At 41.6% G+C, this 23,682-nt stretch carries 26 protein-coding genes, 1 tRNA gene and 1 pseudogene; 13 read left to right on the top strand and 15 right to left on the bottom strand.

All coding sequences use genetic code 11. The annotated features are described in order from the left end of the window. The 6 genes and pseudogenes from ACM0OS_RS16820 to cofG all read right to left on the bottom strand — a co-directional run. Window positions 1–241: pseudogene (locus ACM0OS_RS16820) on the bottom strand (hypothetical protein); the annotation flags it as partial. A 300-nt stretch (window positions 242–541) separates the two neighbouring features. Further along, window positions 542–880, bottom strand: coding sequence for a hypothetical protein (locus ACM0OS_RS16815; RefSeq protein ID WP_414544341.1), 339 nt, complete (start codon window positions 878–880; stop codon window positions 542–544). 61 nt (window positions 881–941) lie between these two features. Then, the gene (locus tag ACM0OS_RS16810) at window positions 942–2,432 is read right to left on the bottom strand and encodes a tetratricopeptide repeat protein (RefSeq protein WP_414544340.1); all 1,491 of its coding nucleotides are present in this window, start codon (window positions 2,430–2,432) and stop codon (window positions 942–944) included. Between the two features lie 183 nt (window positions 2,433–2,615). After that, complete coding sequence (locus ACM0OS_RS16805; protein WP_414544339.1) at window positions 2,616–3,956, bottom strand: ATP-binding protein; 1,341 nt, start codon at window positions 3,954–3,956, stop codon at window positions 2,616–2,618. A gap of 93 nt (window positions 3,957–4,049) precedes the next feature. Further along, the gene (locus tag ACM0OS_RS16800) at window positions 4,050–4,652 is read right to left on the bottom strand and encodes a hypothetical protein (RefSeq protein WP_414544338.1); all 603 of its coding nucleotides are present in this window, start codon (window positions 4,650–4,652) and stop codon (window positions 4,050–4,052) included. A gap of 273 nt (window positions 4,653–4,925) precedes the next feature. Beyond that, window positions 4,926–5,924: a 7,8-didemethyl-8-hydroxy-5-deazariboflavin synthase subunit CofG gene (gene cofG, locus ACM0OS_RS16795; RefSeq protein ID WP_414544337.1), complete on the bottom strand. Its 999-nt coding sequence runs from the start codon at window positions 5,922–5,924 to the stop codon at window positions 4,926–4,928. Window positions 5,925–6,327: 403 nt separating this feature from the next. On the opposite strand from cofG, the gene psbA reads away from it, so the two are divergent. Further along, window positions 6,328–7,410, top strand: a complete 1,083-nt coding sequence (gene psbA / locus ACM0OS_RS16790; RefSeq protein WP_414544336.1) for a photosystem II q(b) protein — start codon at window positions 6,328–6,330, stop codon at window positions 7,408–7,410. 71 nt (window positions 7,411–7,481) lie between these two features. Here psbA and ACM0OS_RS16785 read toward each other — a convergent pair whose 3' ends face one another. Continuing rightward, window positions 7,482–7,766: a DUF427 domain-containing protein gene (locus ACM0OS_RS16785; RefSeq protein WP_414544335.1), complete on the bottom strand. Its 285-nt coding sequence runs from the start codon at window positions 7,764–7,766 to the stop codon at window positions 7,482–7,484. A 72-nt stretch (window positions 7,767–7,838) separates the two neighbouring features. Here ACM0OS_RS16785 and ACM0OS_RS16780 point away from each other — a divergent pair, with 72 nt between their 5' ends. Continuing rightward, window positions 7,839–8,270 (top strand): COG3650 family protein, encoded by a 432-nt coding sequence (locus tag ACM0OS_RS16780; RefSeq protein WP_414544334.1) that lies wholly within the window; start codon window positions 7,839–7,841, stop codon window positions 8,268–8,270. Here ACM0OS_RS16780 and ACM0OS_RS16775 read toward each other — a convergent pair. The 5 genes from ACM0OS_RS16775 to ACM0OS_RS16755 all read right to left on the bottom strand — a co-directional run bounded on the left by ACM0OS_RS16775 (window position 8,234) and on the right by ACM0OS_RS16755 (window position 13,404). Further along, window positions 8,234–8,965 (bottom strand): metallophosphoesterase family protein, encoded by a 732-nt coding sequence (locus ACM0OS_RS16775; protein WP_414544333.1) that lies wholly within the window; start codon window positions 8,963–8,965, stop codon window positions 8,234–8,236. The genes ACM0OS_RS16780 and ACM0OS_RS16775 overlap by 37 nt on opposite strands. Window positions 8,966–8,997: 32 nt before the next feature. After that, the gene (locus ACM0OS_RS16770) at window positions 8,998–9,810 is read right to left on the bottom strand and encodes a metallophosphoesterase family protein (RefSeq protein WP_414544332.1); all 813 of its coding nucleotides are present in this window, start codon (window positions 9,808–9,810) and stop codon (window positions 8,998–9,000) included. Beyond that, window positions 9,807–10,583 (bottom strand): GTP-binding protein, encoded by a 777-nt coding sequence (locus ACM0OS_RS16765; RefSeq protein ID WP_414544331.1) that lies wholly within the window; start codon window positions 10,581–10,583, stop codon window positions 9,807–9,809. The genes ACM0OS_RS16770 and ACM0OS_RS16765 overlap by 4 nt, the downstream gene beginning before the upstream one ends. Before the next feature lie 219 nt (window positions 10,584–10,802). Continuing rightward, window positions 10,803–12,113, bottom strand: coding sequence for an efflux RND transporter periplasmic adaptor subunit (locus tag ACM0OS_RS16760; protein WP_414544330.1), 1,311 nt, complete (start codon window positions 12,111–12,113; stop codon window positions 10,803–10,805). Between the two features lie 352 nt (window positions 12,114–12,465). Beyond that, entirely contained in the window at window positions 12,466–13,404 is a 939-nt protein-coding gene (locus ACM0OS_RS16755) for a serine hydrolase (RefSeq protein WP_414544329.1), read from the bottom strand. Window positions 13,405–13,410: 6 nt separating this feature from the next. On the opposite strand from ACM0OS_RS16755, the gene ACM0OS_RS16750 reads away from it, so the two are divergent. Genes ACM0OS_RS16750 through ACM0OS_RS16740 form a run of 3 tightly spaced genes read left to right on the top strand, consistent with a single transcriptional unit; the run spans window position 13,411 to window position 16,421 of the window. Then, the gene (locus tag ACM0OS_RS16750; RefSeq protein ID WP_414544328.1) at window positions 13,411–14,115 is read left to right on the top strand and encodes an NlpC/P60 family protein; all 705 of its coding nucleotides are present in this window, start codon (window positions 13,411–13,413) and stop codon (window positions 14,113–14,115) included. Between the two features lie 15 nt (window positions 14,116–14,130). After that, the gene (locus ACM0OS_RS16745; RefSeq protein WP_414544327.1) at window positions 14,131–15,141 is read left to right on the top strand and encodes a glycosyltransferase family 2 protein; all 1,011 of its coding nucleotides are present in this window, start codon (window positions 14,131–14,133) and stop codon (window positions 15,139–15,141) included. Between the two features lie 44 nt (window positions 15,142–15,185). Continuing rightward, complete coding sequence (locus ACM0OS_RS16740) at window positions 15,186–16,421, top strand: MFS transporter (protein ID WP_414544326.1); 1,236 nt, start codon at window positions 15,186–15,188, stop codon at window positions 16,419–16,421. A gap of 155 nt (window positions 16,422–16,576) precedes the next feature. Here the strand turns inward: ACM0OS_RS16740 and ACM0OS_RS16735 are convergent. Continuing rightward, a tRNA-Arg gene (locus ACM0OS_RS16735) sits at window positions 16,577–16,650 on the bottom strand. A gap of 44 nt (window positions 16,651–16,694) precedes the next feature. On the opposite strand from ACM0OS_RS16735, the gene moaC reads away from it, so the two are divergent. Next, window positions 16,695–17,201, top strand: coding sequence for a cyclic pyranopterin monophosphate synthase MoaC (gene moaC / locus ACM0OS_RS16730; RefSeq protein ID WP_414544325.1), 507 nt, complete (start codon window positions 16,695–16,697; stop codon window positions 17,199–17,201). A gap of 1 nt (window position 17,202) precedes the next feature. Here the strand turns inward: moaC and ACM0OS_RS16725 are convergent, their stop codons facing one another. Next, window positions 17,203–17,400: a DUF2795 domain-containing protein gene (locus ACM0OS_RS16725; RefSeq protein ID WP_414544324.1), complete on the bottom strand. Its 198-nt coding sequence runs from the start codon at window positions 17,398–17,400 to the stop codon at window positions 17,203–17,205. Window positions 17,401–17,749: 349 nt separating this feature from the next. Here ACM0OS_RS16725 and ACM0OS_RS16720 point away from each other — a divergent pair, with 349 nt between their 5' ends. From ACM0OS_RS16720 to ACM0OS_RS16705, 4 genes are all read left to right on the top strand, one after another. Then, window positions 17,750–18,007, top strand: a complete 258-nt coding sequence (locus ACM0OS_RS16720; RefSeq protein ID WP_414544323.1) for a hypothetical protein — start codon at window positions 17,750–17,752, stop codon at window positions 18,005–18,007. 120 nt (window positions 18,008–18,127) lie between these two features. Beyond that, complete coding sequence (locus ACM0OS_RS16715; RefSeq protein WP_414544322.1) at window positions 18,128–18,436, top strand: DUF3181 family protein; 309 nt, start codon at window positions 18,128–18,130, stop codon at window positions 18,434–18,436. A gap of 63 nt (window positions 18,437–18,499) precedes the next feature. After that, complete coding sequence (locus tag ACM0OS_RS16710; protein WP_414544321.1) at window positions 18,500–18,727, top strand: hypothetical protein; 228 nt, start codon at window positions 18,500–18,502, stop codon at window positions 18,725–18,727. A 71-nt stretch (window positions 18,728–18,798) separates the two neighbouring features. Further along, window positions 18,799–19,014, top strand: coding sequence for an acetyltransferase (locus ACM0OS_RS16705; protein ID WP_414544320.1), 216 nt, complete (start codon window positions 18,799–18,801; stop codon window positions 19,012–19,014). Between the two features lie 573 nt (window positions 19,015–19,587). On the opposite strand, the gene ACM0OS_RS16700 is transcribed toward ACM0OS_RS16705, so the two are convergent. Next, entirely contained in the window at window positions 19,588–20,028 is a 441-nt protein-coding gene (locus ACM0OS_RS16700) for a hypothetical protein (protein ID WP_414544319.1), read from the bottom strand. Between the two features lie 205 nt (window positions 20,029–20,233). Between ACM0OS_RS16700 and ACM0OS_RS16695 the strand changes: the two genes are divergently transcribed. From ACM0OS_RS16695 to ACM0OS_RS16685, 3 genes are all read left to right on the top strand, one after another. Further along, on the top strand, window positions 20,234–20,578 hold the full coding sequence (locus tag ACM0OS_RS16695) for a hypothetical protein (protein WP_414544318.1): 345 nt from the start codon (window positions 20,234–20,236) through the stop codon (window positions 20,576–20,578). Between the two features lie 54 nt (window positions 20,579–20,632). Continuing rightward, window positions 20,633–22,777: a pentapeptide repeat-containing protein gene (locus ACM0OS_RS16690; protein ID WP_414544317.1), complete on the top strand. Its 2,145-nt coding sequence runs from the start codon at window positions 20,633–20,635 to the stop codon at window positions 22,775–22,777. A 171-nt stretch (window positions 22,778–22,948) separates the two neighbouring features. Further along, a complete protein-coding gene (locus tag ACM0OS_RS16685) occupies window positions 22,949–23,452 on the top strand; it encodes a hypothetical protein (RefSeq protein WP_414544316.1) in 504 nt (167 codons plus the stop codon). The last annotated feature ends 230 nt before the right edge of the window (window positions 23,453–23,682 follow it).

The raw sequence follows: 23,682 nt of genomic DNA, 5'->3' as shown, positions 1-23,682 counted from the left end.
GTGTTACTGTTTTTTCAACTTGAGACTCCAAAAAGTTTTCTGCACCACTAAGATCTATATCAATTATTTCCTCGATTTCAATGTTAGTGGCATCAATTGGACGTTGACCATCTATATTGATTGTTTTATTTGTTTGTATCAGTTCGTTAGATGATAACTCTGAAGACATATCAGTTTCGGTGACTATTATTTGCTGATCTAAGTTATTAGTGTTATTATCAGATTTTCTGATGTTATCCATATTTTGTATTGTTATCCTATAAATATTTATTTGCTAGCAACAGTATATGAAAAGTGATTAATTTATTGAATTTAATAAATTATCTTACTGATATAAAATCAAAAAGTCTTCTACCACAATCAATATTTAATCTCTAACTTGAGAGTGATTTCTTAGCTCACAAGTAAGTCGGCGAGAAAAAATCAAACTATGTTAAGCAATGTAAGATAATTAAAATTCATTTCGTAGTCAGGGGTACCCTACTGGTTCTGCGAAGCAGTACAGCCCTTATTTGAGGACTAAAGTCCTCACTACAAACCTTTAATTATTTACTGCTTTCCAGTCTTCACCATCTAGCACGGAAAACTCTGTTAATTCTGGGTCATTTAAAAAATCTTCGGCTGTAGCATCAATAAAAGGTTCTAGTATTTTGTGCCTTTCTGCCACAGGTAGTTTAGCAATTTCTTGCAGAGATAGCCGTTTTTGCTGTGGAGGGCTGGATTTAGTATGTAATTCAGAATTTTTTCTGTATAACTCCTGATTATTTTCCGTTTTTTGGACGAGAAATTCCACAAAATCTAGAACTTCTTGTTGTTTTTCAAAAGAAAGTATTCGTAAATTATGTAAGACTTCTTGTTCAAGGTTTCTAGTTTTTGACATTTGATTTATATTCCTGATTGTCAAATAATTTTGTTTGAGTTTTTATCAGAACGCTTGTAATTTAAAATGCCTCAAATTCACCTGCTTGCATCAATGTCTGAAAACGTTCATCTTCTCGAATACCATCAAAATCCGAGTCAGTTCTTGCCATTTCAATATATCTATCATGACTCAGATCAATTGCTTTTTGCAAGTTTTCTAATGCCTGTTCAATATTACCTAATTTGGCATAAGAACAAGCTTTGTTGTACCAAGCTTGGTAGAAATCAGGTTGAATCGCCAAAGCTTTGTCGTAGGCAGCAATCGCTTCTTCGTTGCGTTTTAATTGTCTGAGCGCATTTCCCCGAATGTACCAAGCGTAGTGGTCATCAGGTTGAATCGCCAAAACTCTGTCGTAGGCAGCAATCGCTTCTTCATTGCGTCCTAATTGTCTGAACGCATTTCCCCGGAAGAACCAAGCGTAGTGGTCATTAGGTTGAATCACCAAAGCTCTTTCGTAGGCGGCGATCGCTTCTTCATTGCGTCCTAAAATAGAAAGCGCATACCCCTGTAAGTTCCAAGCATAGTGGTCATCAGGTTGAATCGCCAAAGCTCTTTCGTAAGCGGCAATTGCTTCTTCATTGCATCCTAATTGTCTGACAGCATTACCCCGGTTGTACAAAGCTTTATGGTCATCTAGTTGAATTTCTAAGGCTTTGTCAAAACATACGCTCGCTTCTTCATAGCGTCCTAAATCAGAGAGCGCATTCCCCCGTTTGTTCCAAGCTTCATGTTTATCAGGTTGAATCGCTAAAGCTTTGTCATAAGATGCAAGGGCTTGTATATAATCTTTTCCAGCAGACTGCAACCTCCCCAAGCTAATTAATAAACTGCATCGTTGATCAGGTGTTTGATGATATTCTACTATTAGTTCTTGAATTTCTATAATTTTTTGAGTTCTTTCTTCTGGAGTTAGTTTAAGATAAATTTCATAATCATCTACCAAAGAATGACGTAATGATTCTTGTTCTAAAGTTTCTTGATCTAGAGGAAACTCAAATAAACCAGAACGCCAATCAAAGAAATCTGGAGCGCGTTGAATAAAATATTTAATTGCAAATTGAGGTAGTAAGAACACAAAACACATATTAAAATTATCTCTAAAACGTTCTCGCTGTTGGTTGAGATTAATTAAAACAGGCGGTACACCCTTCCAACTGTATGAATAAATATCTCTACTATTCCACCCTGCTAATGCTTTACATTCTTCATATTTATAAAAAGAATGCTCTAAACCTGTAATAAATAAAATTTCTATTTTTTCTCGATTATCTAATTTTTCAATTATTTCATATAAATTATTAACTGCTTCATCCAGCCGCAATACGTGAATATTTTTATTGGCAACATCTACTTTTATTTTAGTAATTATCTGCTCACTTTCTGCTGGAGAACAACGAACAAAGAATAAGCCAAAGCCTTCTGTAAATTTTAGAGTACGCACTAAGGCTTGATATTCTTCATCTGTTTCTGATGGTAAATCATTATCCCAATCAGTTAATTCCAGTGTCATAAACTTAGCCAATAAATCCTAATTGTTAATGGGTTATATCAAAACTATTAATTTTTTGATGACCTAAATTTACACGTCATATGGAAAAGTCCACGGAAAATATAACTTCCCAACCAGTAATTCAAAGTCTCTCTCCTCGCAGGAGAGAGATTTAGAGAGAGGTTTTCCAGATATCGTGAAAAGTTAGTTTGATGACGACGGGTATAATTCATTAAAAACAGCCTGAAATTGTTTAATTCCTTTAATTAAAGGATGAATATCATACCAAACTTGGCTTTCTCCCTCTTGATCAAAATATCGATATTCCAAAATACAGCGATTAAATAACAAACCCCGATACAGTTGATCATTTTCTATTTCTTTATCATGATGCACTTTTGCCAGTGCTTCCCATTCATTAACGAAAACCGTATTGCGGTAGGTATTTCGCAACTCGCTAATTGAGCGCTGTATGGCTCTAGTAGGAATAGGCAAAGCGTTAGTGTATTTCATGGCTTCCTTCGTTAATAATAATAAATTTCGCACATGACCCCCACTCATTAAGCATATAGCCTCTAATGCTTGACGTTCTTCAAATATATCAACAATAGATCGATTAGAGTCTATCAAACTCAGGCGTTTTTGTAATAATTCTGTAACTTTATTAATTCCCCGTTCATATTTTTCATTTTCGGGAGTTTGCACCATAATCATGGGTAATACCTGAGTATTTCCATAAATATTGGTTAAATCGGCAGCACGCTGAGAATACAGTAAAGAAATTGGTACTGTGTAAATCAAATGGCAATCTAAAGCTTGGAGTTGTTCGCTGCGGTCTAGAAAAATTTGCTCATGATTGCTGCGTCCATCTTCTTGAGGTATGGGTACAATCCGGTCTAGGTTGTCAGCAATTAATACCAGTTGAGAATAACCTTCAGGTAAGTTATTTTTGGCATCTTTAATAAACTGATTTAACGCCTCAATTAACGTGATTGTATGAGGATTAACTTTCTCACGAATTTTTTGGCGTTGGCTAGGTTCAGTTTTCAAATTGGCGGTAATTTTGGCAAATTGGGAAATTTGCGACTCTATACTTAAACTATCTAAAGCTACCTCAGTTAATGCTAAATCCTTTAAGTCTTGCCAACGGTCTTTTAACCAGTTCAATAAACTGTCTGGAGAAGCATTATCTTTTAACGCCCTTAATAAATGACGTGTACAAGCTAAGAGAATATCTGTATATTGGGCATCTTCTGGATCAATATCTTCTTCGTCAGCGGCAAAATAGACAACAAAGCAACCGTTGTCATTTAAATATTTTTGCAGCCGCAATAATTCCGTTGATTTACCAGCACCGCGATGTCCTGCATAAAGTTGAGAGGTCATTCTATCAGATAACAAAATCTCTCTCCCCACCTCAACCAAAATGTCCCCATCTCCCCGCACTTCTGAACAATCAACATAAGCGGGATCTCCAGCCGGTAAGGGGCGAAATGGGTCGAAGGTGTTGTATATCCGCTTTAATATGGCAAAATCTTGGGTCATAAGTTCTAATTTCCCAGTTCAGCGCCATATTAACTTAATTTTACGGATATTTTTGCTGTTTTTATGAAAAATAATACATCGGCAATCGCCTGTTTATTCAGCACTGGCTCTAGTTTGGGGTGTATACACGGTTCTCCATGCTGCAAAGGTTCCTTGACCAATTTCAGTATTTACCGTTTCTCCATTTTCTGTCAGCAACCGAATACTGACATTACCCTCTGGCGCAGTCTGTAATGCTTGGGCGAGTTCGTTACTAATGGGAAACTGACTATTTTGTCCGGAAACTTGATACACTTGGTCATTCAGCTTGACATACAGTTGAGTCAAATTCCGTGAATTAGTAACTACTGAACAACCTAAATTAGTGGGAATACCGTAACGAATTGAACCAGTACGACAATTGCGATCGCTTGTGATCAACAAAAAACGAACTGATTGTGGACTCCAAAGGCTCTGTACTTCAATTCGACTATTGGTATTCAACAGGCGATCGTAAAAATAGTTGCGGTCAAATACCCCAATAAAATTGCCTTCAAATGGGTCATTAATCTGAACAGGTTCAGACCAAGGATGATTGCGGCTGATGCCCAGTGCAGCAGAGTTCACACTGCGAAGGTCGTTTGCAGCGCTTACCGATACAGCACTCGCAGCCAAAATACTTAGTGTTGCTGCTAAACCAATTACTTGCCTAACCATAGGCACCTCGAATTGATAAAACCTTATCTTGAAGATAGCACAAAGAATTGGAGCGGTTTACTTAGGACTTACGCACTCGCTACGAAAATCAAGGCTTTGAGATTGCCTCCCTACGATATCTTCTCTGCGAGACGCTACGCGAACGATGGGCTTCGCCTACGCAATGACGAAAATACGTGGTTGGTTACGTAAGTCCTGTTACTGATAAGATTTTGCACCAATCAAAAGGAAAATTGCTGGTTTTAGCTGTGTTTGACTCATAATCTTCAATTTTTATACATATTTAGATTTACACTTCATAGGGTTGGAATATAAGACATTACGCCAGTGTTTCACAGCAGTCTGCAATTTCCCCGTCAACCAATTATCAAACTGCGGATATATAGGTAAACGTGGCACCAATTCCCACCCCGCAGGTTGTAAAATTTTGCTCAACGCTTGTTCCTGAATATGAGGATAATCAGGATTCACTTCATCTTTGGGGCCAATTCCGCCTAAATCTCGCGCACCAGCTTCAATACAAGCCAGCAACCATTGGTCATCTTGAACCAAATTCGGCGGAATTTGAATTGTAATATCTGGCGGTAAAATCTCACGCGCTTTAGCAATGACTTTCGGTAATTGATGGGGGTCAAAAGCTGCTGCATCAAAGGTTTGCTGATGTCCGGGGCTGTGGGGTTGCAATATGACTTCTTGTATATGGTGGTAACGCTGATGTAAGTCAGATATGGCGTTTAATGTTTCCCAGCAATCTTTCTCAGTTTCCCCAATTCCTAAAAGTAACCCCGTGGTAAAGGGAATCTGCAACTCTCCCGCCCATGTTAATTGTTGCAACCTAGTTGCTGGTAATTTACTCGGTGCGTGTCGATGAACAGTATTTAACAATGTTGGGGTTAACTGTTCCAACATTAAACCCATCGAAACATTGACATTCTTTAGCTGTTGCATCTCCGCAAAACTCAGTGGGCCAGCATTAGTATGTGGCAAAAATTCCATCGCCAAAGCTAACTCACACAAAGCATAAATCCGCTGAAACCACTCCTGACGCTTGGGTGAATGGGGATGTACTTCACCACTAAGAATGAGGATTTCACAAACTTTCTGGCTTTGTAGTTGTAGCAAAATGCTTTCGGCTGCTGATAAAGTCATCCAGGGGCTTTGACCGGGTTCGCTGCGAAAGTTGCAGTAGGTACAGCGGTTAAAGCACTCGTAAGTGGGAACGATTGTATAAGCAGGGCTATATGTAACACTGCGACTATGAGGGATGAGCATAAAACACCTTAATCTCAATTAATCTCAAGTAGTACATATATATGATTGTTACGCCAATTTACGAAAACAATGTTACAGATGCGTAGGTTGGTTAGAACGAAGTGAAACCCAACAAAATCGGAGGTTTTAGCGTTGGACTGACGCGAACAACCCAACCTTGTACCTGAGAAAAACTGGTACATATATATGATTGTTACGTTAGGCGATAGCGATCGCACTGCATAATATTTATCTCTTAACACTTCACTTCCCTTGTAAACAGTGCATTTCAGGGTTTTCTTCAGAGATAATAAAAATTTTTTTCTCAAAATACTTTACAAATCGCAACAAAGCTCGTAATATAAGTTCATAGGCGAACACAAAAACGCCTAATTTATACTCAAATAACCGCAATTATCACATCATGACTACAACCTTACAACAGCGCCAAAGCGCCAACGTATGGGATCGCTTCTGCGATTGGATCACCAGCACCAATAACCGTCTATACATCGGTTGGTTCGGTGTATTAATGATCCCCACCCTGCTAGCTGCAACCACCTGCTTCATCATCGCCTTCATCGCCGCACCTCCAGTAGATATCGACGGTATCCGCGAACCTGTAGCTGGTTCTTTGCTCTACGGAAACAACATTATTTCCGGTGCAGTTGTTCCTTCCTCTAACGCTATCGGCTTACACTTCTACCCCATTTGGGAAGCAGCTTCCTTAGATGAGTGGTTGTACAACGGCGGCCCTTACCAATTGGTAATTTTCCACTTCTTAACTGGCGTATTCTGCTACTTAGGACGTGAATGGGAATTGTCTTACCGCTTAGGTATGCGTCCTTGGATTTGCCTAGCATTCTCCGCACCTGTAGCTGCTGCTACCGCAGTCTTCTTAATCTACCCCATCGGTCAAGGTTCCTTCTCTGATGGTATGCCTTTAGGTATCTCAGGTACATTCAACTTCATGATCGTGTTCCAAGCAGAACACAACATCTTGATGCACCCCTTCCACATGTTAGGTGTAGCTGGTGTCTTCGGTGGTAGCTTGTTCTCTGCAATGCACGGTTCACTAGTTACTTCTTCCTTGGTACGTGAAACCACAGAAAGCGAATCACAAAACTACGGTTACAAGTTCGGTCAAGAAGAAGAAACCTACAACATCGTTGCAGCACACGGTTACTTCGGTCGCTTAATCTTCCAATACGCATCATTCAACAACAGCCGTTCCTTGCACTTCTTCCTAGCTGCATGGCCTGTAATCGGTATCTGGTTCACCGCACTGGGTGTTAGCACAATGGCTTTCAACTTGAACGGTTTCAACTTCAACCAATCCGTAATCGATTCTCAAGGTCGCGTCATCGCTACCTGGGCTGATGTCATCAACCGCGCTAACTTAGGTATGGAAGTAATGCACGAGCGTAACGCTCACAACTTCCCTCTAGACTTGGCTGCTGGTGAAGTTGCTCCTGTTGCTTTAACTGCACCTGCAATCAACGGTTAATCACAAAACTTAACTGAATAGAAAACGCCTCCTGGAAACAGGGGGCGTTTTTTGTTAGTCATTAAATAAAACTAAGCTTCGACTTTTACACCTTTCCAGAAAGCAACATAACCTTCAATATTTTTAGCCTTTTCCTTGGCGCTGGGATAGTACCATGCGGCATCTTTGTTGACTTGCCCATCAACTTCGATACTGTAGTAACTAGCAACACCTTTCCACGGACAAGTCGTGTGGGTGTTACTTTCTTGAAAGTATTCCTTGTTAATAGCATCAACAGGGAAGTAATGGTTCCCTTCCACAACCACAGTGTTATCACTTTCGGCTAAGACAGCGCCATTCCAACTAGCTTTCGGCATAAGTAATTTTGTGAATATTACACATAACATTATGATCCGTAAAGCCAATTAGTAGTTATACATTCTTAATTTATGAAAGCTCTCGTCTTTTGTCTTGTTCTATTGGGACTGGTTAGTTGTGCCAATAATGACAATAACCAAGCATCTGCCGACACTAACAATAATCTGGTCGCGGTGGATACTTCCAATACTCCCGTACGTACAGAATTTATCGCTAGCGGTACTGAACCATTTTGGAGTGTTGATGTTAGCAAAAAAGAAATTGTCTATTCCTCATTGTTAAATGACCAAAAGCAAACATTTCCTTATGTTGAACCATTGGCAGCTTCTGGGCGACCCGCAGACTTGGTGCGAGTCTATCGATTTAGCGGCAAAGATGGAGATAACAACATGTTAATTATCAGAAAAGTCGATGTCTGTAGCGATGGGATGTCAGACAATCAATATCCTTACTCGGCTCTTTTCATTCAGGGTGATATGGTTTTAGAAGGTTGCGCCAGGTAACTAACAGTTTTAAATTCCACCTGATTCGTCCCCGGATGGTAGAGCGTATAAGTTGCTTGTCCTGGTGTGCGTCCCACATTACCTACGCCAATGACCTGACGGGGAGTGATTTGCACAGTTTGAGGAGATGCTGGATTATCTAAAGTTGTTACTTCTGTGGTAATTGAACCTGCTTGTAGCTGATATTGAAAAGCCAAGCCAGAACGACCACAAAATAAGTTATTGGCTTGCATTCGAGAGAGGCGGTCTAGCATTTGAATTGGGGGTGTGTCTGGGGTAAGTTCCTCGTCTACTCCTACTGTTGTCCCATGAATTAACAAACAATCCAGTTCAAAAAACCCAAAATCTAGAGTTCTTAACCATTGGGCTATTGGGCGCGAAACACACTCCCACAGCAATTTAGTTGTTTCGCTGCCATATTTTTCTATTAATTCAATAGGTTCACCACTTCCCCCCAGTCCGTGGAGAATCAAACACTGTTCTTCCCACCAACCTTTACAAATCAGGGGTTCTAGTTCTCCTGGTTGGGGGTTAAACACCCGTTTTACTAACTGTTCAGTTTCTTGTCTGGGGCCCACTAAATCGCCCAAAATATACAAAGCATCTACATGAGACTGGCACTTAATATCAGCGATTACAGCCTCATAAGCCGCCAGATTTCCTTCAATTCCGCTTAAAATCGCCCATTTACTCATAAAAATTTTAGATTATTAATTAAGCAATATTTTTACCTAGTACAAACATGAGTCGGGTCATCAGCCCTTTCCGCAAATTCCAAACCTTGCGCTAAACGCCAGGCAAAAATTTTCGGTAAACCCTTTTCAATAATTGCTGCACAGGTTTTCTGATAGTCGTAAGCTACTTCCCGCAGATTTACGGCTTGGGTTTCTGTGTCATAAATAACATAAGTCGCATTGGGTCGCCCATGTCTGGGTTCTCCTACTGAACCGACATTGATAATGCGCTTGAGGGAAGCTGTAAAATTCTTTTCTTGTGCTGCTGCTTGTTGACTTTTAACAAGAACTTGCAAACTACCTGCATCTAAGTTGCGTACATAAGGTATATGGGTATGACCACAAAAAAGCACATCTGCTTCTGTGGAAAGTACCCTCTCTAGCGCTGCAAATGCGTCAAGTTCTGGTAATAAGTACTCATGGTTACTGTGGGGACTACCGTGAACAAAAGCTAAATTTTCTTCGCGTAAACTATGAGGTAATTGGGCGAGAAATTTGCGGTTTTCGGGATTAATTTGGTTATTTGTCCACTCATGAGCGATTTTGCCGCGTTTTTCTGCTAATAATGACGGATAACTACAATCACAAGCATTCAATCCTTCCACAATATCTTCATCCCAACAGCCCACACAGGTGGGTATATCGAGGGAACGAATTTGTGTAACTACTGCATTGGGATGGGGCCCATATCCCACTAAATCGCCTAAACAAAAAATTTTCTCGGCTTTTTGCTGGTCGATGTCTAGCAACACCGCATCTAATGCTTCATAATTGCCATGAATACATGACATGACCGCTATTTTCACTGTATAGTCTCCTCATTGAGAATCTGTTTTACTTGTTCTTGATATTGTGCGATCGCACCATCCGACAAATAGCAATCTTGTAAGGTTTGTTTTATCGCCGACTCATCCAACTTTTGTCCCCATACTTCCAACCCACTAAAACGCTGGGGTCTACCTTCTAAGTGGCGTGGTAAATCTAACTCCAGAAAATCTATGGTGGGTACACCTAAGACAAAATCTGCATATAATGACCTACCATCTGCAACATCAAAAATTCCCTTGGCACGGCTCACTTTACCATACGCACCGTGGGATAGTTCATACCAAAATTCATTTAAACTCTCCTCATCGATGACTTGACCAATGGTAGGGGCGCGCCAAATCTGGTTTTGGGTAATGTTTGTATCAATATTTATACCTTTAACAATTTTTTCTGCCCAGACGTGATATTCAGAATCTTCGAGGTGTGGTGGTAAGACTGCCACAGACTGGTATGATAAATTTCCTAATATTTGCTCAATTGCTTTTAATTCCAAGTAAAAACCTAATTCTATATAAACCATCTCTGAGCCTGTTAGCTGGCTGAGAAATTCTAATTCTTGTTGTTCACTAACAACCTTCACCTCTGGAAACTCCGCATTTAAGCGGATCTGGTCAATGGGGACATTTCCCGTCCCCGGACTAAAATAAATCACGTTTTCCGCAGCAGAAGTCTTGCGTAGCTGTTGGCAAATCCAATGAGTTTTGCCACAGCCAGAAACACCAGCAACAACGGTAATCATCGGTACATTCATAATTTAATGATAATCATTTTCATAGCATTTGCAAGTATAAAGGGAGTGGGGAATAGAGGGAAGACAACAAATATTATTTGCGTAAATTGGATCATTTATTCTTTGGAAGCCCCTAAATCACACTTAAGTAATCGCACAGAATTATTTACACATGAGTTTCCAGTCTGGATAAGGGTTTCATACCTTAATTTTGTGTAATTAATTTTGTTTAACTACTTATCAAGATTCCGGGACTATGGGTACCCCATCTTTAAGATTTAGTAATCCAGAAGTAACTATAATATCTTCAGGTTGTAATCCGGCAATAATTTGGTAATAATCATCTCTGCTATTGCCTAACTTTACCTGTCTTTGCCGAGCTATGAATTGAGATGAGCCTTGTGAAGAATTTTCTTTTTCTAAGACATAGACAACAGTTTCCCCTTCTAGACGAGACACCGCTTTGGTGGGGATTAATACCCCAGAACGCTGATTCCAAATTACTCTGGCCCGAACTAATTGATTCGGTCGTAGCTGCCCTTCAGTATTATTAAAAAGTGCTTTGATGAGAATTGATGACCGCTCACTGTTGGTATCAGGAGCAATTGAAGATATTTCACTAGTACTCAAAACTTGATTTTGGGGATTTAACAATTCTACAGGCATTCCCTGACGTATTTGGGAAGCTTGTTCTGGTGGCACAGTGATGTGAACTTCTAAGGGTTGATTCTGAGAAACTGTTACCAATGGTGTAGAAGTATTGACTAAATTACCTACTTTCACTGGCATTTCACCAATAGTGCCACTAAAGGGGGCTGTAATTCTGTAACTCTGGGGCTGGATTTGTTGTTGTTGAATATTTGCTTGGGCTTGTTGCATGGCTTGTTCTGCCTGCAATATGGTGGCTTGCTGGCCTTGAATTTGGGAATTAATAGCGCCAATATTAGCATTAGCTGTTGAGAGCCTGTTAGCATATTCATCCCTAGTTTGTCGAGAGACAGCGCCTTGGGCTGCTAGATCAGCATATTTTTCATATTCCTGTTGCTGCGATCTCAAATCAGCCATTTGAGATTGTCGAGCAGCTTCTAGGGACTGGAGTCTAGCACGGGCATTTTCCCTTTGTGCTACAGCAGCCTGATTGGCAGCATTAATTTCATTGATTGTAGATGCTCTTAGGTCTACCTGCATCAATGCAGTTCCGGCGGCTACAGCATCACCCATTTTGACGAATACCTGGGTAACTTGACCGGGAATTTTTGATGGTATCTGCACTGAACGCTGGGACTTTAAGCTAGCCACAAAATCTGAACTATCTTCAACTGTACCGCTTTGAACTGTCGCCACCTTAACTCGTACCCCTGGAGTTTGGATATCAGCAGATGGTGTTTGATTTATGGGAGCTAGGACACGCCAAACTATAGCTGTTCCACCCCCGAAGATCAGCACTAAAGCTAACAAGAATCGCAGCCACAGACGTTGTTCAGGGGTTTGCTCGTCTAAGGTTGGGGAAACATTTTCTTCAAAATCAGTTTGAGGCTCAGGAGATGTCATAGCTTACAGGGAACCGAAGAACAAATTAACTATATTTAATCAGGATTTGCGATTTTCACATGAAAAGCACTATTTTGGGATGATGCTTTGTGATTCCTAATGTGTTATTGCATCCCTCCCAATATACTGTCTGGTAGATGATGCTAACTCTACCCAAAGGTTAATGACACGAAGATACCGCAATTTTGGCAGATGGGACAAAAACAAGCGATCGCGTCAGCAATAAACCCCAAGTTTTGACAGCACAAATTGTGCGGAAAATAACTAAATTCAGTTAAAAGTTTAGTAAAATGCGCTTAGTTATTATTAGTAGATAACCCAGAATCCCCGCAATTCAATTGCGGGGAGTGCGTCAAAAACTACTAATTGCTTCCACAAATCGCTGAGAAATAAATGGTAAAATTTCTCGGCTTTTGGCGTTGGCTTTACCTTCAGTAAATGCTACTAAAATGTAAGGTCGCTGATCCGGTAATTCAATATACGCGGCATCATGACGCACTTGACTTGTCCAACCAGCTTTTGACCAAAGTTGAGCATCTGGTGTCAGTCCACTACCCAAGAAACCTGTAACTTGATCTTCTTCTACATCTGTGGGTAAATCATCAGGATTGATACTGCGTTTGAGCAAACTCATCATGGCTTGCGATCGCCCACTGGAAACTGCCACCCCACCAACGATACTATGAAGTAACCTAGCAATGGCATTGGTGGTGACCATGTTACGATTTTCTAACATTTCTCCATAAAATGCCCTTTCCCGTCCATAAGGGCCGTCACCCCAAGTTTTTTGACAGACGTTAATTGTCTGCATTTCTTCCCAGCCCAAAGACTGATAATAGCGGTTAACAATGTGACGCTGATATTTCCAGGTTTCAAAGGGCCCGGTGGGTAACTCTGGCCCCGAAGTCGTGCCACTAAGAATATCGACAATTAAACTGGTAGCATCATTGCTAGAATCAACAATCATATCCCGCAAGGCTCGTGTCAATTCCTGAGAATTGTTGCTCATGCCTTTTTCTAGCCATTCGTTGACTGCTACCAAATAAAATAGTTTAACTACACTTGCGGGATAAATTCGTTCAACGCCACGATACGTAAAACCACGTACACTATGGTTCCAAAAAGCATCAGGTGTCAACGCACCACCAGTGTTTACTGGTACTGGCGGATCATAAACAATCCAAGTTAAAGCGACTTGGTTACGGGCTAAGGTGGGAAATGTTGCCCACGTGGCCTCTAAAATGCCATTACCAAGATTTTCGAGTTGTTCGTCTTTTTGAAAGAAAATCATTGCAGAATGCTCTCTAATCCAGAATCCCAAATCCTAAATTGGACATCGGCAGAATACCACTGTATCGCTGACCTGAATTTATATGATTCTCCTGAATGTACGCGTTTGGCAACTCAAGCTGCTGCTGGGCGACATTTGCGGATCACATCAAATCATCAGGAATCGGCGGTTGAGGTGTGTTTGTGTGAGGATGATTATCCAGGGTGGGTATCTTTTGTTGATTTGGGTATCTTACAACCTGCTACTGTACTTTATCAGGCTAAATCATTTTCTGAGTCTGAGATTAAAAAGTGCATCCCAGATGTGATTGCTTTTACCCAAGCGGCGATGCAACAGTCTAATTATTACCTTTGGGGTGGTACGGTGGGGCCAAATTACGACTGTTCGGGGTTAATGCAAGCAGCATTTGTTTCAATGGGTGTTTGGTTACCGAGGGATGCTTATCAGCAGGAAGCTTTTACCCAGAAAATTACTATAGCTGAGTTAGCGCCAGGCGATTTGGTGTTTTTTGGCACACCCCAAAAAGCTACTCATGTGGGGCTGTATTTGGGTGATAATTCTTACATCCATAGTTCGGGGAAGGAACAGGGCCGTAATGGTATAGGTATTGATGTTCTCTCGGAACAGGGAGATGGGGTGAGTCGGTCATACTATCAGCAGCTGCGAGGTGCTGGTAGGGTTTTGCAGAGTTATCAACCACAGAGACGCTGAGGACGCTGAGGAATTATGAGGGGTGGAGTAATTTCCGGGAAGTTGAATGAGGATAATGGGGCAATTTCGGTGATTGTCCCGGATGTTTCGGTGGTGGTACCAGTGCGTGATGAGGTGGAAAGTTTACCGCTTTTGTTGGAGGCGATCGCTTCTAGTGTTGGTGGTAATTTTAGTTATGAAATTATCTGTGTGGATGATGGTTCTACCGATGGTTCGGCTGAGTATCTTAAGGAACAAGCGCAAATTCGTCCTGATTTAAAGGCGGTGCTGTTGCGGCGGAATTACGGTCAAACTGCGGCGATGTCGGCTGGGTTTAATTATGCCATTGGTCAGGCGATCGTTACTTTGGATGCTGACTTACAAAATGACCCGGCTGATATTCCCATGTTATTGGCTAAGTTGGCAGAAGGTTACGATTTGGTCAGTGGTTGGCGACATAAACGTCAAGATGCTGTGGTGTCGCGCTTGATTCCTTCTAAAGTTGCCAATTGGTTGATTGGTAAGGTGACTGAGGTGAAACTGCATGATTACGGTTGTTCTCTCAAGGCTTATCGGTCGGAAGTGGTGGCGGATATGAATCTCTATGGAGAACTGCACCGCTTTTTACCAGCCTTGGCTTTCATTGAAGGGGCGAGAATTACCGAAGTTCCTGTGCGTCACCATGCGCGGCGGTTTGGCCGCAGTAAGTATGGCATTTGGCGGACGTTTCGCGTGATGATGGATTTGTTAACTATTTACTTTATGAAGAAGTTCCTCACCCGCCCAATGCACGTTTTTGGGTTGTTGGGTTTGGTTTCCATAGTTACAGGTACATTGATCGGTATGTATTTGACTTTCATCAAGTTAGCTTTGGGTGAAACTATTGGTAGCCGTCCGTTGTTGATTTTGGCGGTTCTACTGTTAGTGACCGGCGTACAGTTGTTTTGCTTTGGTTTGTTGGCTGAATTACTCATGCGTACTTACCATGAATCTCAAGGTCGCCCCATCTATCGGGTGCGGGAAGTAGTAGCGCAAAATGTTAAGTAACGTAACAATGTGAGAAACACATACACAATAAACTGATATCTGTTTTGAAAGTTCTTCACACATTAGACGCTGAATTGCGACGTAACCTGCTGGTGTTATTTACGGCAGGTTTATTATTCTGGTCTAGTATTGCTTCGTTATTGCCCACCTTACCTTTGTATATTGAGGAGATCGGCGCTACCAGTCAACAAATTGGCATTGTCATGGGCAGTTTTGCTATTGGGATGTTGCTGTTTCGCCCTTGGTGTAGCAACTTAGCAGACCGGCGGGGTAGGAAAATTGTCCTACTAATTGGCATGGCAGCAGTAGCGATCGCTCCTCTGGGTTATTTACTGGCGACATCGCTGGGGCCATTAATGGTGTTGCGTGCCTTTCATGGACTGAGTATTGCGGCTTTTGGTACCGCTTTTATGGCCTTGGTGGGAGATTTAGCCCCAGTGCAAAATCGCGGTGAAGTCATTGGCTACATGAGTTTAGTTAATCCTTTGGGTGTGGCTATTGGGCCAGCCTTGGGGGGATATGTACAAGCTGGGGCTGGTTACACTCCTTTATTTCTCTTATCGGCGGCTTTGGGTTTTGCCGGTTTATTATGTATCGTGCCTATTGTTAATCCCACTGTGCATGAGATATCAGAGACTAAAAACTCTGAAAATCAATTTTGGCAACTACTATTTACGCCCCGTGTGCGGATTCCCGCTGTCGTCATGTTGTTGATTGGTGTGGTTTTAGGGACTTTGCATACCTTTGTGCCGTTATTTATTAAATCCACTAATGTCGATTTAAATCCAGGGTTATTTTACACAGTCGCGGCGATCGCTAGTTTTAATGTCAGGTTATTTATCGGTCGGGCTTCTGATGTCTATGGACGGGGTTTGTTTATTACTATGAGCTTGATTGCCTACACTTTAGCAATGGTAGGCATATGGCAAGCCAACAGCGTTGCTGTGTTCTTAATATCAGCCTTTATTCAAGGCGCTGCTTCCGGGACAGCAATTCCCATGATGGCAGCTATGATGACAGACCGCGCCCGGCCCCATGAACGAGGGCGGATATTTGGCGTTTCTCTGGTAGGCTTGGATATTGGCATTGCCATCGCTGGGCCGATTCTCGGTTCTGTGGCCGCCCAAGTAGGCTACCGCAATATGTTTGCTTCTAGTGCTGGTTTAACTTTTCTGGCATTAATCATTTTTCTTACCTTGTCTAGTCATGACCTCCGCCATTCCCTGGACTTTGCTTTAGGTCGTGCTGAAGATTCCTATTCGTTCAACAATAGTAACTAAACCTTGTCTATACATCAAAAGTGGAGTTTTATATCATTGCGACCTCAGGCAGCAATTCCATAATCTTGACGGCAAACTACAGTTTTTAAAGTAGACAAGATTTAAGCAAAAAAGAAGGCAGAATAGAAAATTTTCTACTTTGCCTTCTTCTTTAACGGGCGAGGAGGGATTCGAACCCCCGACACCGTGGTCCGTAGCCACGTGCTCTAGTCCACTGAGCTACACGCCCTTAACCCCTACAAGAAAATTATCTTAACATGGACTCACAAAATAATGCAAGACAATTTTTTATTTAATTCTACTGACTTAACTCACTTAGATCATCAAGGCGAAGCCCAGATGGTGGATGTGTCTGATAAAGTGCCTACTGTCCGTCAGGCGATCGCTGCTGCTAAAGTGAGAATGCTGCCTACAACCTTTGCGGCCATTCAAGCCGGCAATGCCCCCAAAGGCGATGTTTTGGCAACTGCTAGGATAGCGGGAATTATGGCAGCCAAACAAACAGCTAATTTAATTCCTTTGTGTCATCCTTTGTCACTACAAAAAATTACAGTTGAAGTGACACCAGATCCGCAACTTCCCGGTTATGAAATTCATGCCACAGTCAAAACCAAAGCGGAAACAGGTGTAGAAATGGAAGCTTTAACTGCCGTTTCTGTTGCAGCTTTGACTCTATACGATATGGCAAAAGCATTAGAAAAGTCGATTAAAATTGAATCGATTCAATTAATCAGTAAAACTGGCGGAAAATCAGGAGACTATTTGCCGCCAGAACCATAACCTAGACAATATCGCCTATAGCTTTGTTCAGATCTGTGGGGTTATCGTACTCCTCATTTTCTGGTAATTGCTCTAAAATTGAGAGTAATTCACGGTCAGCCCCTTGTTTTTTAGCGTGCTTAATTAGGGTTTGCTTATCAGCAGGATAATCAACGCCTTTCAAGTGCTTTTGGATTTCCACTGGGTTTGCTTTAGCCATCTTGATCCACCTCTAACGGTTGGTTATTTACATCTTCACTAGTGGATTCATTAGCTCCCTCTATCAAAAAGATGAATCATTTTTAACAGCAGGAAATTGAAAGGTCACCCCATTGGTTGATGAAGCAATATTTTTCCTTTAATAGCTTTTCTTTTTGCTAGATTGGCGTTGGTTAATAAATTTCCGATATTCTAGTTTGCATTAGGAAAAACATCAATTGGGATTTTATGGGCTTGCAAGTTACGTAATTTTTGGCGCGTTGTCACAATAGACCCCAAAAACCTTAAAATAAGTAAATACACAGCCACAAACTGTGTTGCTACTATGTTCCAGTCTGTAAAAAATCCTTATGCCTCCTCGTTGGCCTCGCAAACCCGATCGCAAAGACCCAGATTTCCGCAAGTTAGACGACCGGATGAATTTTGCTGTGCATGTAGCAGCGGCTTCGGCAATTAATTCCGGTTTATGGTTTGTCCAGACTTTAAAAGCAACTACCTGGGAGTGGCTACCTTGGTTAACGGCCAGTTGGGCAGTAGTATTGTTGGTGCATCTGATTTATATTAGTGCGATCGCTAACTACTCTGAAACTCCACCAAAATCCACCTGAAGATGGACTGTTGAGGTTGGGGCGTTGTAACCTGTGGTAGTAGAATCCAATTGAATAATTGCGCGATAATGCTAAATATCTTGAGAGTTCGCACTCTTTATTTGATATAAGGTGATTTTTATGGCTACGACAAATACCACAGAATTACTGGAAGCCCTAGCATCGGAAATTGGCGAAGGCGTCTATATGGACATTGCTAAATGGCATCTTTACTTATCTGATGCCAAACTGCATACTATCGTTGCAGAACAGTTATATCCCTTAATTACTGCTAATACCGTTAACGAAGACCAAGTTCTAGCAGTTTTAAAATCCATTCCAGTGAAAATTGGCGGTGGTAGAGGAGAACTGCCCTTAATTGATTTACTCCCACTACAATGTCAAGTAAATTTAGTAGATATTTTAGAGAAATACCAACGAGAAATGTAAGTTTTGGGCTTTGATTGTCCATAATTTGCTATTTAAGCAATCCTCTTTCAGGAGGTTAGCGACATGAATACATCTGGTTTTCATGATGAGTATTCTTTGGCAGAAACAGCAGAAGAACTTGGAAAAAAGGCTTTGAAGTTGGGTTTAATACCTAGTTTTCTGGTGCGTCATTTTCCTGATAGTAGGCAATACTACATTCCTAACGAACAAGAATCGGAACCGCTGACACCAGAACAAGCATATCTGCGGTTTAAGAAACTAGTTGAACAATCCAGTTCAGTCAATATTTAGGAGTTAATAGGTAGGCAAGTTGTCCTGTAATTTGCATAATTTTTTGGTGTAAACTTAGTGAGGCTAATTATATGTTTTTACAAATTAAAGACAGTGGTGATCTCATCAAAATTCTGGATCTTCAAGAATTAATTGACCCTAATAATCATATCGTTCATGCACAAGAGCAAGAAGGAGAAGAAGAACAAGAACCTGATTCCTTTAAAAAGGAAAATTTAGTTTTTCCTTCGGGAGAAAGTTTACCCCGCTGTTGGTGGGATGCTGATTATAGAGATGCTAAAAACTAGTAATTTTTTCATTTCTAAAGGCTAGGGGCTAATGTTTTTACTCAAAACTCAGCCTTTTAAATTTTTGTAGTGGACTGACATACATCAAGCAGTGCATTATTTTAGATGTCAGAAACCGCCGATTATCGGGACATTTGCTAATGCACAAAATTAGCTATGTCAGTCCAGTATGTTCTCCACTCCATATTTATCTCTGTACACTGTACAGGTAATACTTTGGGTCATTAAAACCTGCTCCCCAATGCAAATTACAATATTCAGGAGCGATACAATTAATACTTTAATAGTCATTATCAGCCACACAAATCCCTTTACATTTAATACCGTTTGTAGCGGTGCGCTGACAATGAGAGCATAGAACTTTTTCGTTTTCTGTTTGTTTATTAGTGCTTCCCTGTAATTGATCTTTTTTAGCCTGGATTTTGACAGTCATAAGAATAGAGAATTTTTTGCTGTTTACATTTTACAAGTCAAAATCTCATACTGCCATTGCACACGTGACATACGCCTAACTCACCGATATAACCCGACAATTGCAGCAAAACCTGTGGTTAGCAGCGTGACAGGAGAGGGTTACTTCGGCGGTTTTTTGTGTTGTGAAATCGAGAGGGTATAGTTATGCTGCTGTGGCAATAAATTACCCACATATAGTGAATATTCTCCTTCCTGCCAATAACCAGATAATTCCGGTTTACTACCAGAGTAATCATCGGCTAACACACAGAAACGTCCTCCAGGCCCATTAATGAGCAATGTTGGCTGTCCAGGACCGTCAACTGTTAATCGTAAGTAAGGCTGTGGCTTGGTTAACTGAATGATGTGATTAGGTTCTTGAGCAATGTTGCCACAATTACTAGAAACTGTCCCACCAGATGTGCCATTTAAAACCAGTGGATTTGAAGGTAACTTGGGATTAATTTGGAGCCGTGGGACTTCGGCCAAATTAGCTTCAGTAAGCGCCAAAGTCATTGCCAAAGCCATAGGAACAACCGTAAGTAGCCTCAGCTTATTCATAATTATTTATGCTCCTGACTATTTTGAAAGCAAGATAGAAATAAATAGTCTGATATAAAAAGACGATAACAATTTGCCTATGTTCCTCAGTAATTAGTTATTGGGGACTAGATCCCGCTTATCCCCAGAGGGATATTCCAACATCCCCCAACCGGATTTGGTAGATTTATTGATGAACTAATGTTCTAGTATGAAGGATAAAATTATGAATCCTCAACCCGAAGAAGACTTGCAACGTCGCCTGCAAAACTTAGAGGCAGAAATCAACTCTAAATCTTTAAACGTGGGGAAACAAGCAGAAAAATCCCAAGCATCGCCGTCTGATTTTCTCAATGTTAAATCGCACTTTGTAAAACTGCGGCTTTGGTTTAATAACTTGTCTGGCACAACAAAACTGATAGTGGCAGGTGTGGGGGCGCTATTGGGCCTAGCAATGCTACAAACAGTGCTGAAACTAGTTAGTTCTGTAGTTAGTCTGGCACTAATAGGTTTCTTAGTGTATCTTGGATACAAATTTTTTGTATCTGGTAACTTTCAAAATAAGCAATAGTCTATTTTAACTGTGCCGAGAGCAACGTAAAAATAAATACAAAGGAATTATGCAATGGCGACCCCAATTGTGAGGAGAAAGACTACTCAATCTAGCCAGCCAAAAGACCCGGAAACAGCCCATTCGTTGCCCTTAAATACTAGGCGTCTTGCTGCTTGGGCAACTGAAATTACACTGGTGGTGGTCAGTGGGTTAGTTCCTTTTGGACTAGGTGTGTATGCCAATTCCAGAAGCGATGTCAATCGAGTGCCTCTGCATCCAGTGCTAGTAGTCACAGAAAGAGCGATCGCCCGACCTTTAGCATTACCTGTGACTCACAGCATTCGCAACGTAGCAGCCCCGACGAATTTTTTGTGGCTCATCGCTTTATTAGCGCCTGTAACGCTTTCATGGTGGCAATTATACTTACTAGCTAAATCAGGGAGTACTATTCCCAAGCGCAAGTTTGGTGTCCGAGTGGTCAACGAGCAAGGCCAGTCTCCCGGTTTAGCGGCGGCTGTAGCGCGGGAAGGAATTGGTCGCTGGACTGTACCTGTTTCCATTGCCTATATTCTTTGGCGCTACAGCTTTGCTTTTCCCAATTTAGGACTATTCACATTTTTGGCTGTCTTGATGGTGCTAGGAGAAGGAATAGCTTTGCCATCACGTCGGGGTCGTCGCGCACTCCATGATTGGTTGGCAGGAACTTATACTATAGATACCAGTCAGGCTTTACCATCGCCAACTACAGCTAATGCTGAGGGTCAACAGCAGCCAGAGCAATTAAACCCAGTATCTATGGCCATGCTCACAGGGGAAACTACAAATACCCCGAACCTGTGGCGACGAATGCGGCAAAATCCCAGCCTGACGCTGTTTGCTGTAGCTCTGAGCAGTATGATTGCTGTGCTGGGGACTTTGGTTGCTACCCAAGTTTATATCCAAACACAGCAGACCCGCCGAGAAGTCAAGCAAATTAATAGCCAAAAGTTTCTCGCATTCGTAGAAAAATTAAGTCCCAGTTCTGGCGCTACCATCGAGGAACGTCAAGGTTTAATTCTAGCTATGGGTAGTCTCAATGACACTCAGTCCATCCAATTTCTGACGGATCTTCTGGTTAAAGAAACTAACCCCATCCTCATCAATACAATTCAACAAGCATTAACAAGTGTCGGCCCCAAAGCCATCCCCGAATTAAACAACAAAAATCAGTTTTTAGCAGGTGAACTAGATTCTGTGGGTAGCAATGCATCCCCAGAGAGGGAATTGCGACAACAGCGATTACACATGAACCAGCAGACAATTAACAAAATTCTCAGCGTTCACAGTGGTCAAACCGCAGGACTGGATCTCAGTCGCATCCAATTAGGTCAAAGTGGTACCCCAGGGACTTCCTTTTTCAACTTGGTTTTAGACAACGTTGATTTGTCGGGAATTAACTTCAAGTCAGCCAACCTTAACCAAGCCAGCTTTAAGAACAGTCGCTTCCGGGGTGCTGGTGCAGATGGACGGTGGGATACCTATGATGATGAAATAGCTGATTTGAGTCAAGCTCAAATGAAACAAGCCAACTTTACTGATGCTAATCTCAGTCGAGTTGTCATGAATCGGAGCGATTTAAGCCGCGCTACCCTCAATAGGGCCAACTTATCCCATGCGCGACTAATTGGCACTGATCTCAGCAGCACCCAGCTAGTAGGGGCTGATTTTCGCAGTGCAGTTTTAGAGAATGCTAGCTTAACTGGCGCTGATTTAGGTGATGCAAAATTCAACGAAGCTAATTTGTCCGCCGCTCGTTTGACTCGGGCGATCGCCATCGGCACACAATTATCTTATGCCAATTTAACTAGTACTGATTGGCGAGGGGCCGATTTATCTGGAGCTTATTTAGATCGGGCAAATCTTAGTAATGCCAACCTAAGTGCAACTCGTTTAACTGGCGCTGTATTACGCTCCGCTAGATTGGAAAATACCAACTTACAAAATGCTGACCTGAGTTTTGTTGATTTACGTGGGGCCAATGTCGCAGGTGCTGATTTTCAAGGAGCAATAATTGCTCCTGCTAGACAAAACCCAGAAGATCAATTTGTACAAATGCCAGACATCGGCTCAATATCTGCTGTCGTCAGAGGAGTTGATTTTTCTCAAGCCAAAAATTTAGATACTAGGCAACTAGCTTACATCTGTACTCAAGGCGGGATTCATCCTCGTTGTCCGTAGAATAGGGGCTAGAGTACTGGGGATTGAGAAGTATCTTCCGCTCTTGCTTCTTCCCCTCTACTCTCCTGCAATAATTTCCTTGCCATTACCCATTACTTATTTATCAGTAATAGCGATAATATAAGTATTCAAACGAACCGTTAACTTCAAGATGGTGTGAGGCATGTGGCAATGAAACATATTCTATGTTTGGTTTCGTTTTTGACAGCTGGCTCAGTCTTGAGTGTGGCTATTAGTTCTCAACCAGCACAGGCTCAAGTCGCCTACGGTAGCTATGTTGGTGTCGGGCCAACTGTTGGTCTTACTGATGGGGTTCAAGTCGGTGGAGTTGTAGCGGCTCGTTATAAGCTTTTAGAATCGCCCCTCTCTTTCCGCGCTCAAGCTTTGGTTGGCAGAAATACAGCTATTGTACCCACGGTTTCTTACGATGTCCCGATAAATTGGCAAACTGATGCCTACTTAGGGGCTGGTTTAGTTTTGGCTGGTGGTGACAGAGATAATTCTTCTCCTGTGGGAAATAAAATCAGTTTTGCTTTACAACCAGGTATTGATTACATTGTCCCCAATAGTAATACTGTGATTTTTGGTAACGCCATTATTGCTTTTGATGCCTATCGTGGAGGTGGTGGCGGTGCCGCTATTTCTGTACAAGGCGGTGTGGGTTATAGATTTTGAGAATTTAAAGCATGTAAGTTTATTTTTAAGAGCCTAGAAACTGAAAGAATATTTCCTTTTAGGGGCTAATTTTTACAACTTAAAATTACAGCTTCTCAAGCTAGGAGTTAGATATTTCTTGAGCAGACGACCGAGAATTTCAATTCCTTGTTCGATATTTTTTGGTGTGTGGGAAAATTTCAACCGCATCGCTGGATAGCTTCGTCTTGGAAAAAATACTGCTCCATTGG

This window comes from Nostoc sp. CCY0012, assembly GCF_963920855.1.
Lineage (GTDB): Bacteria > Cyanobacteriota > Cyanobacteriia > Cyanobacteriales > Nostocaceae > Cyanocohniella.
This window is presented reverse-complemented; position numbering and strand designations above follow the sequence as displayed.

What these genes read in the sequence shown, in the direction of transcription:
- ACM0OS_RS16815 (WP_414544341.1), bottom strand. Translation starts at nt 880, where the DNA reads ATGTCAAAAACTAGAAACCTTGAACAAGAAGTCTTACATAATTTACGA.
- ACM0OS_RS16810 (WP_414544340.1), bottom strand. Translation starts at nt 2,432, where the DNA reads ATGACACTGGAATTAACTGATTGGGATAATGATTTACCATCAGAAACA.
- ACM0OS_RS16805 (WP_414544339.1), bottom strand. Translation starts at nt 3,956, where the DNA reads ATGACCCAAGATTTTGCCATATTAAAGCGGATATACAACACCTTCGAC.
- ACM0OS_RS16800 (WP_414544338.1), bottom strand. Translation starts at nt 4,652, where the DNA reads ATGGTTAGGCAAGTAATTGGTTTAGCAGCAACACTAAGTATTTTGGCT.
- cofG (WP_414544337.1), bottom strand. Translation starts at nt 5,924, where the DNA reads ATGCTCATCCCTCATAGTCGCAGTGTTACATATAGCCCTGCTTATACA.
- psbA (WP_414544336.1), top strand. Translation starts at nt 6,328, where the DNA reads ATGACTACAACCTTACAACAGCGCCAAAGCGCCAACGTATGGGATCGC.
- ACM0OS_RS16785 (WP_414544335.1), bottom strand. Translation starts at nt 7,766, where the DNA reads ATGCCGAAAGCTAGTTGGAATGGCGCTGTCTTAGCCGAAAGTGATAAC.
- ACM0OS_RS16780 (WP_414544334.1), top strand. Translation starts at nt 7,839, where the DNA reads ATGAAAGCTCTCGTCTTTTGTCTTGTTCTATTGGGACTGGTTAGTTGT.
- ACM0OS_RS16775 (WP_414544333.1), bottom strand. Translation starts at nt 8,965, where the DNA reads ATGAGTAAATGGGCGATTTTAAGCGGAATTGAAGGAAATCTGGCGGCT.
- ACM0OS_RS16765 (WP_414544331.1), bottom strand. Translation starts at nt 10,583, where the DNA reads ATGAATGTACCGATGATTACCGTTGTTGCTGGTGTTTCTGGCTGTGGC.
- ACM0OS_RS16760 (WP_414544330.1), bottom strand. Translation starts at nt 12,113, where the DNA reads ATGACATCTCCTGAGCCTCAAACTGATTTTGAAGAAAATGTTTCCCCA.
- ACM0OS_RS16755 (WP_414544329.1), bottom strand. Translation starts at nt 13,404, where the DNA reads ATGATTTTCTTTCAAAAAGACGAACAACTCGAAAATCTTGGTAATGGC.
- ACM0OS_RS16750 (WP_414544328.1), top strand. Translation starts at nt 13,411, where the DNA reads ATGCTCTCTAATCCAGAATCCCAAATCCTAAATTGGACATCGGCAGAA.
- ACM0OS_RS16745 (WP_414544327.1), top strand. Translation starts at nt 14,131, where the DNA reads ATGAGGGGTGGAGTAATTTCCGGGAAGTTGAATGAGGATAATGGGGCA.
- moaC (WP_414544325.1), top strand. Translation starts at nt 16,695, where the DNA reads ATGCAAGACAATTTTTTATTTAATTCTACTGACTTAACTCACTTAGAT.
- ACM0OS_RS16725 (WP_414544324.1), bottom strand. Translation starts at nt 17,400, where the DNA reads ATGGCTAAAGCAAACCCAGTGGAAATCCAAAAGCACTTGAAAGGCGTT.
- ACM0OS_RS16720 (WP_414544323.1), top strand. Translation starts at nt 17,750, where the DNA reads ATGCCTCCTCGTTGGCCTCGCAAACCCGATCGCAAAGACCCAGATTTC.
- ACM0OS_RS16715 (WP_414544322.1), top strand. Translation starts at nt 18,128, where the DNA reads ATGGCTACGACAAATACCACAGAATTACTGGAAGCCCTAGCATCGGAA.
- ACM0OS_RS16710 (WP_414544321.1), top strand. Translation starts at nt 18,500, where the DNA reads ATGAATACATCTGGTTTTCATGATGAGTATTCTTTGGCAGAAACAGCA.
- ACM0OS_RS16705 (WP_414544320.1), top strand. Translation starts at nt 18,799, where the DNA reads ATGTTTTTACAAATTAAAGACAGTGGTGATCTCATCAAAATTCTGGAT.
- ACM0OS_RS16700 (WP_414544319.1), bottom strand. Translation starts at nt 20,028, where the DNA reads ATGAATAAGCTGAGGCTACTTACGGTTGTTCCTATGGCTTTGGCAATG.
- ACM0OS_RS16695 (WP_414544318.1), top strand. Translation starts at nt 20,234, where the DNA reads ATGAATCCTCAACCCGAAGAAGACTTGCAACGTCGCCTGCAAAACTTA.
- ACM0OS_RS16690 (WP_414544317.1), top strand. Translation starts at nt 20,633, where the DNA reads ATGGCGACCCCAATTGTGAGGAGAAAGACTACTCAATCTAGCCAGCCA.
- ACM0OS_RS16685 (WP_414544316.1), top strand. Translation starts at nt 22,949, where the DNA reads ATGAAACATATTCTATGTTTGGTTTCGTTTTTGACAGCTGGCTCAGTC.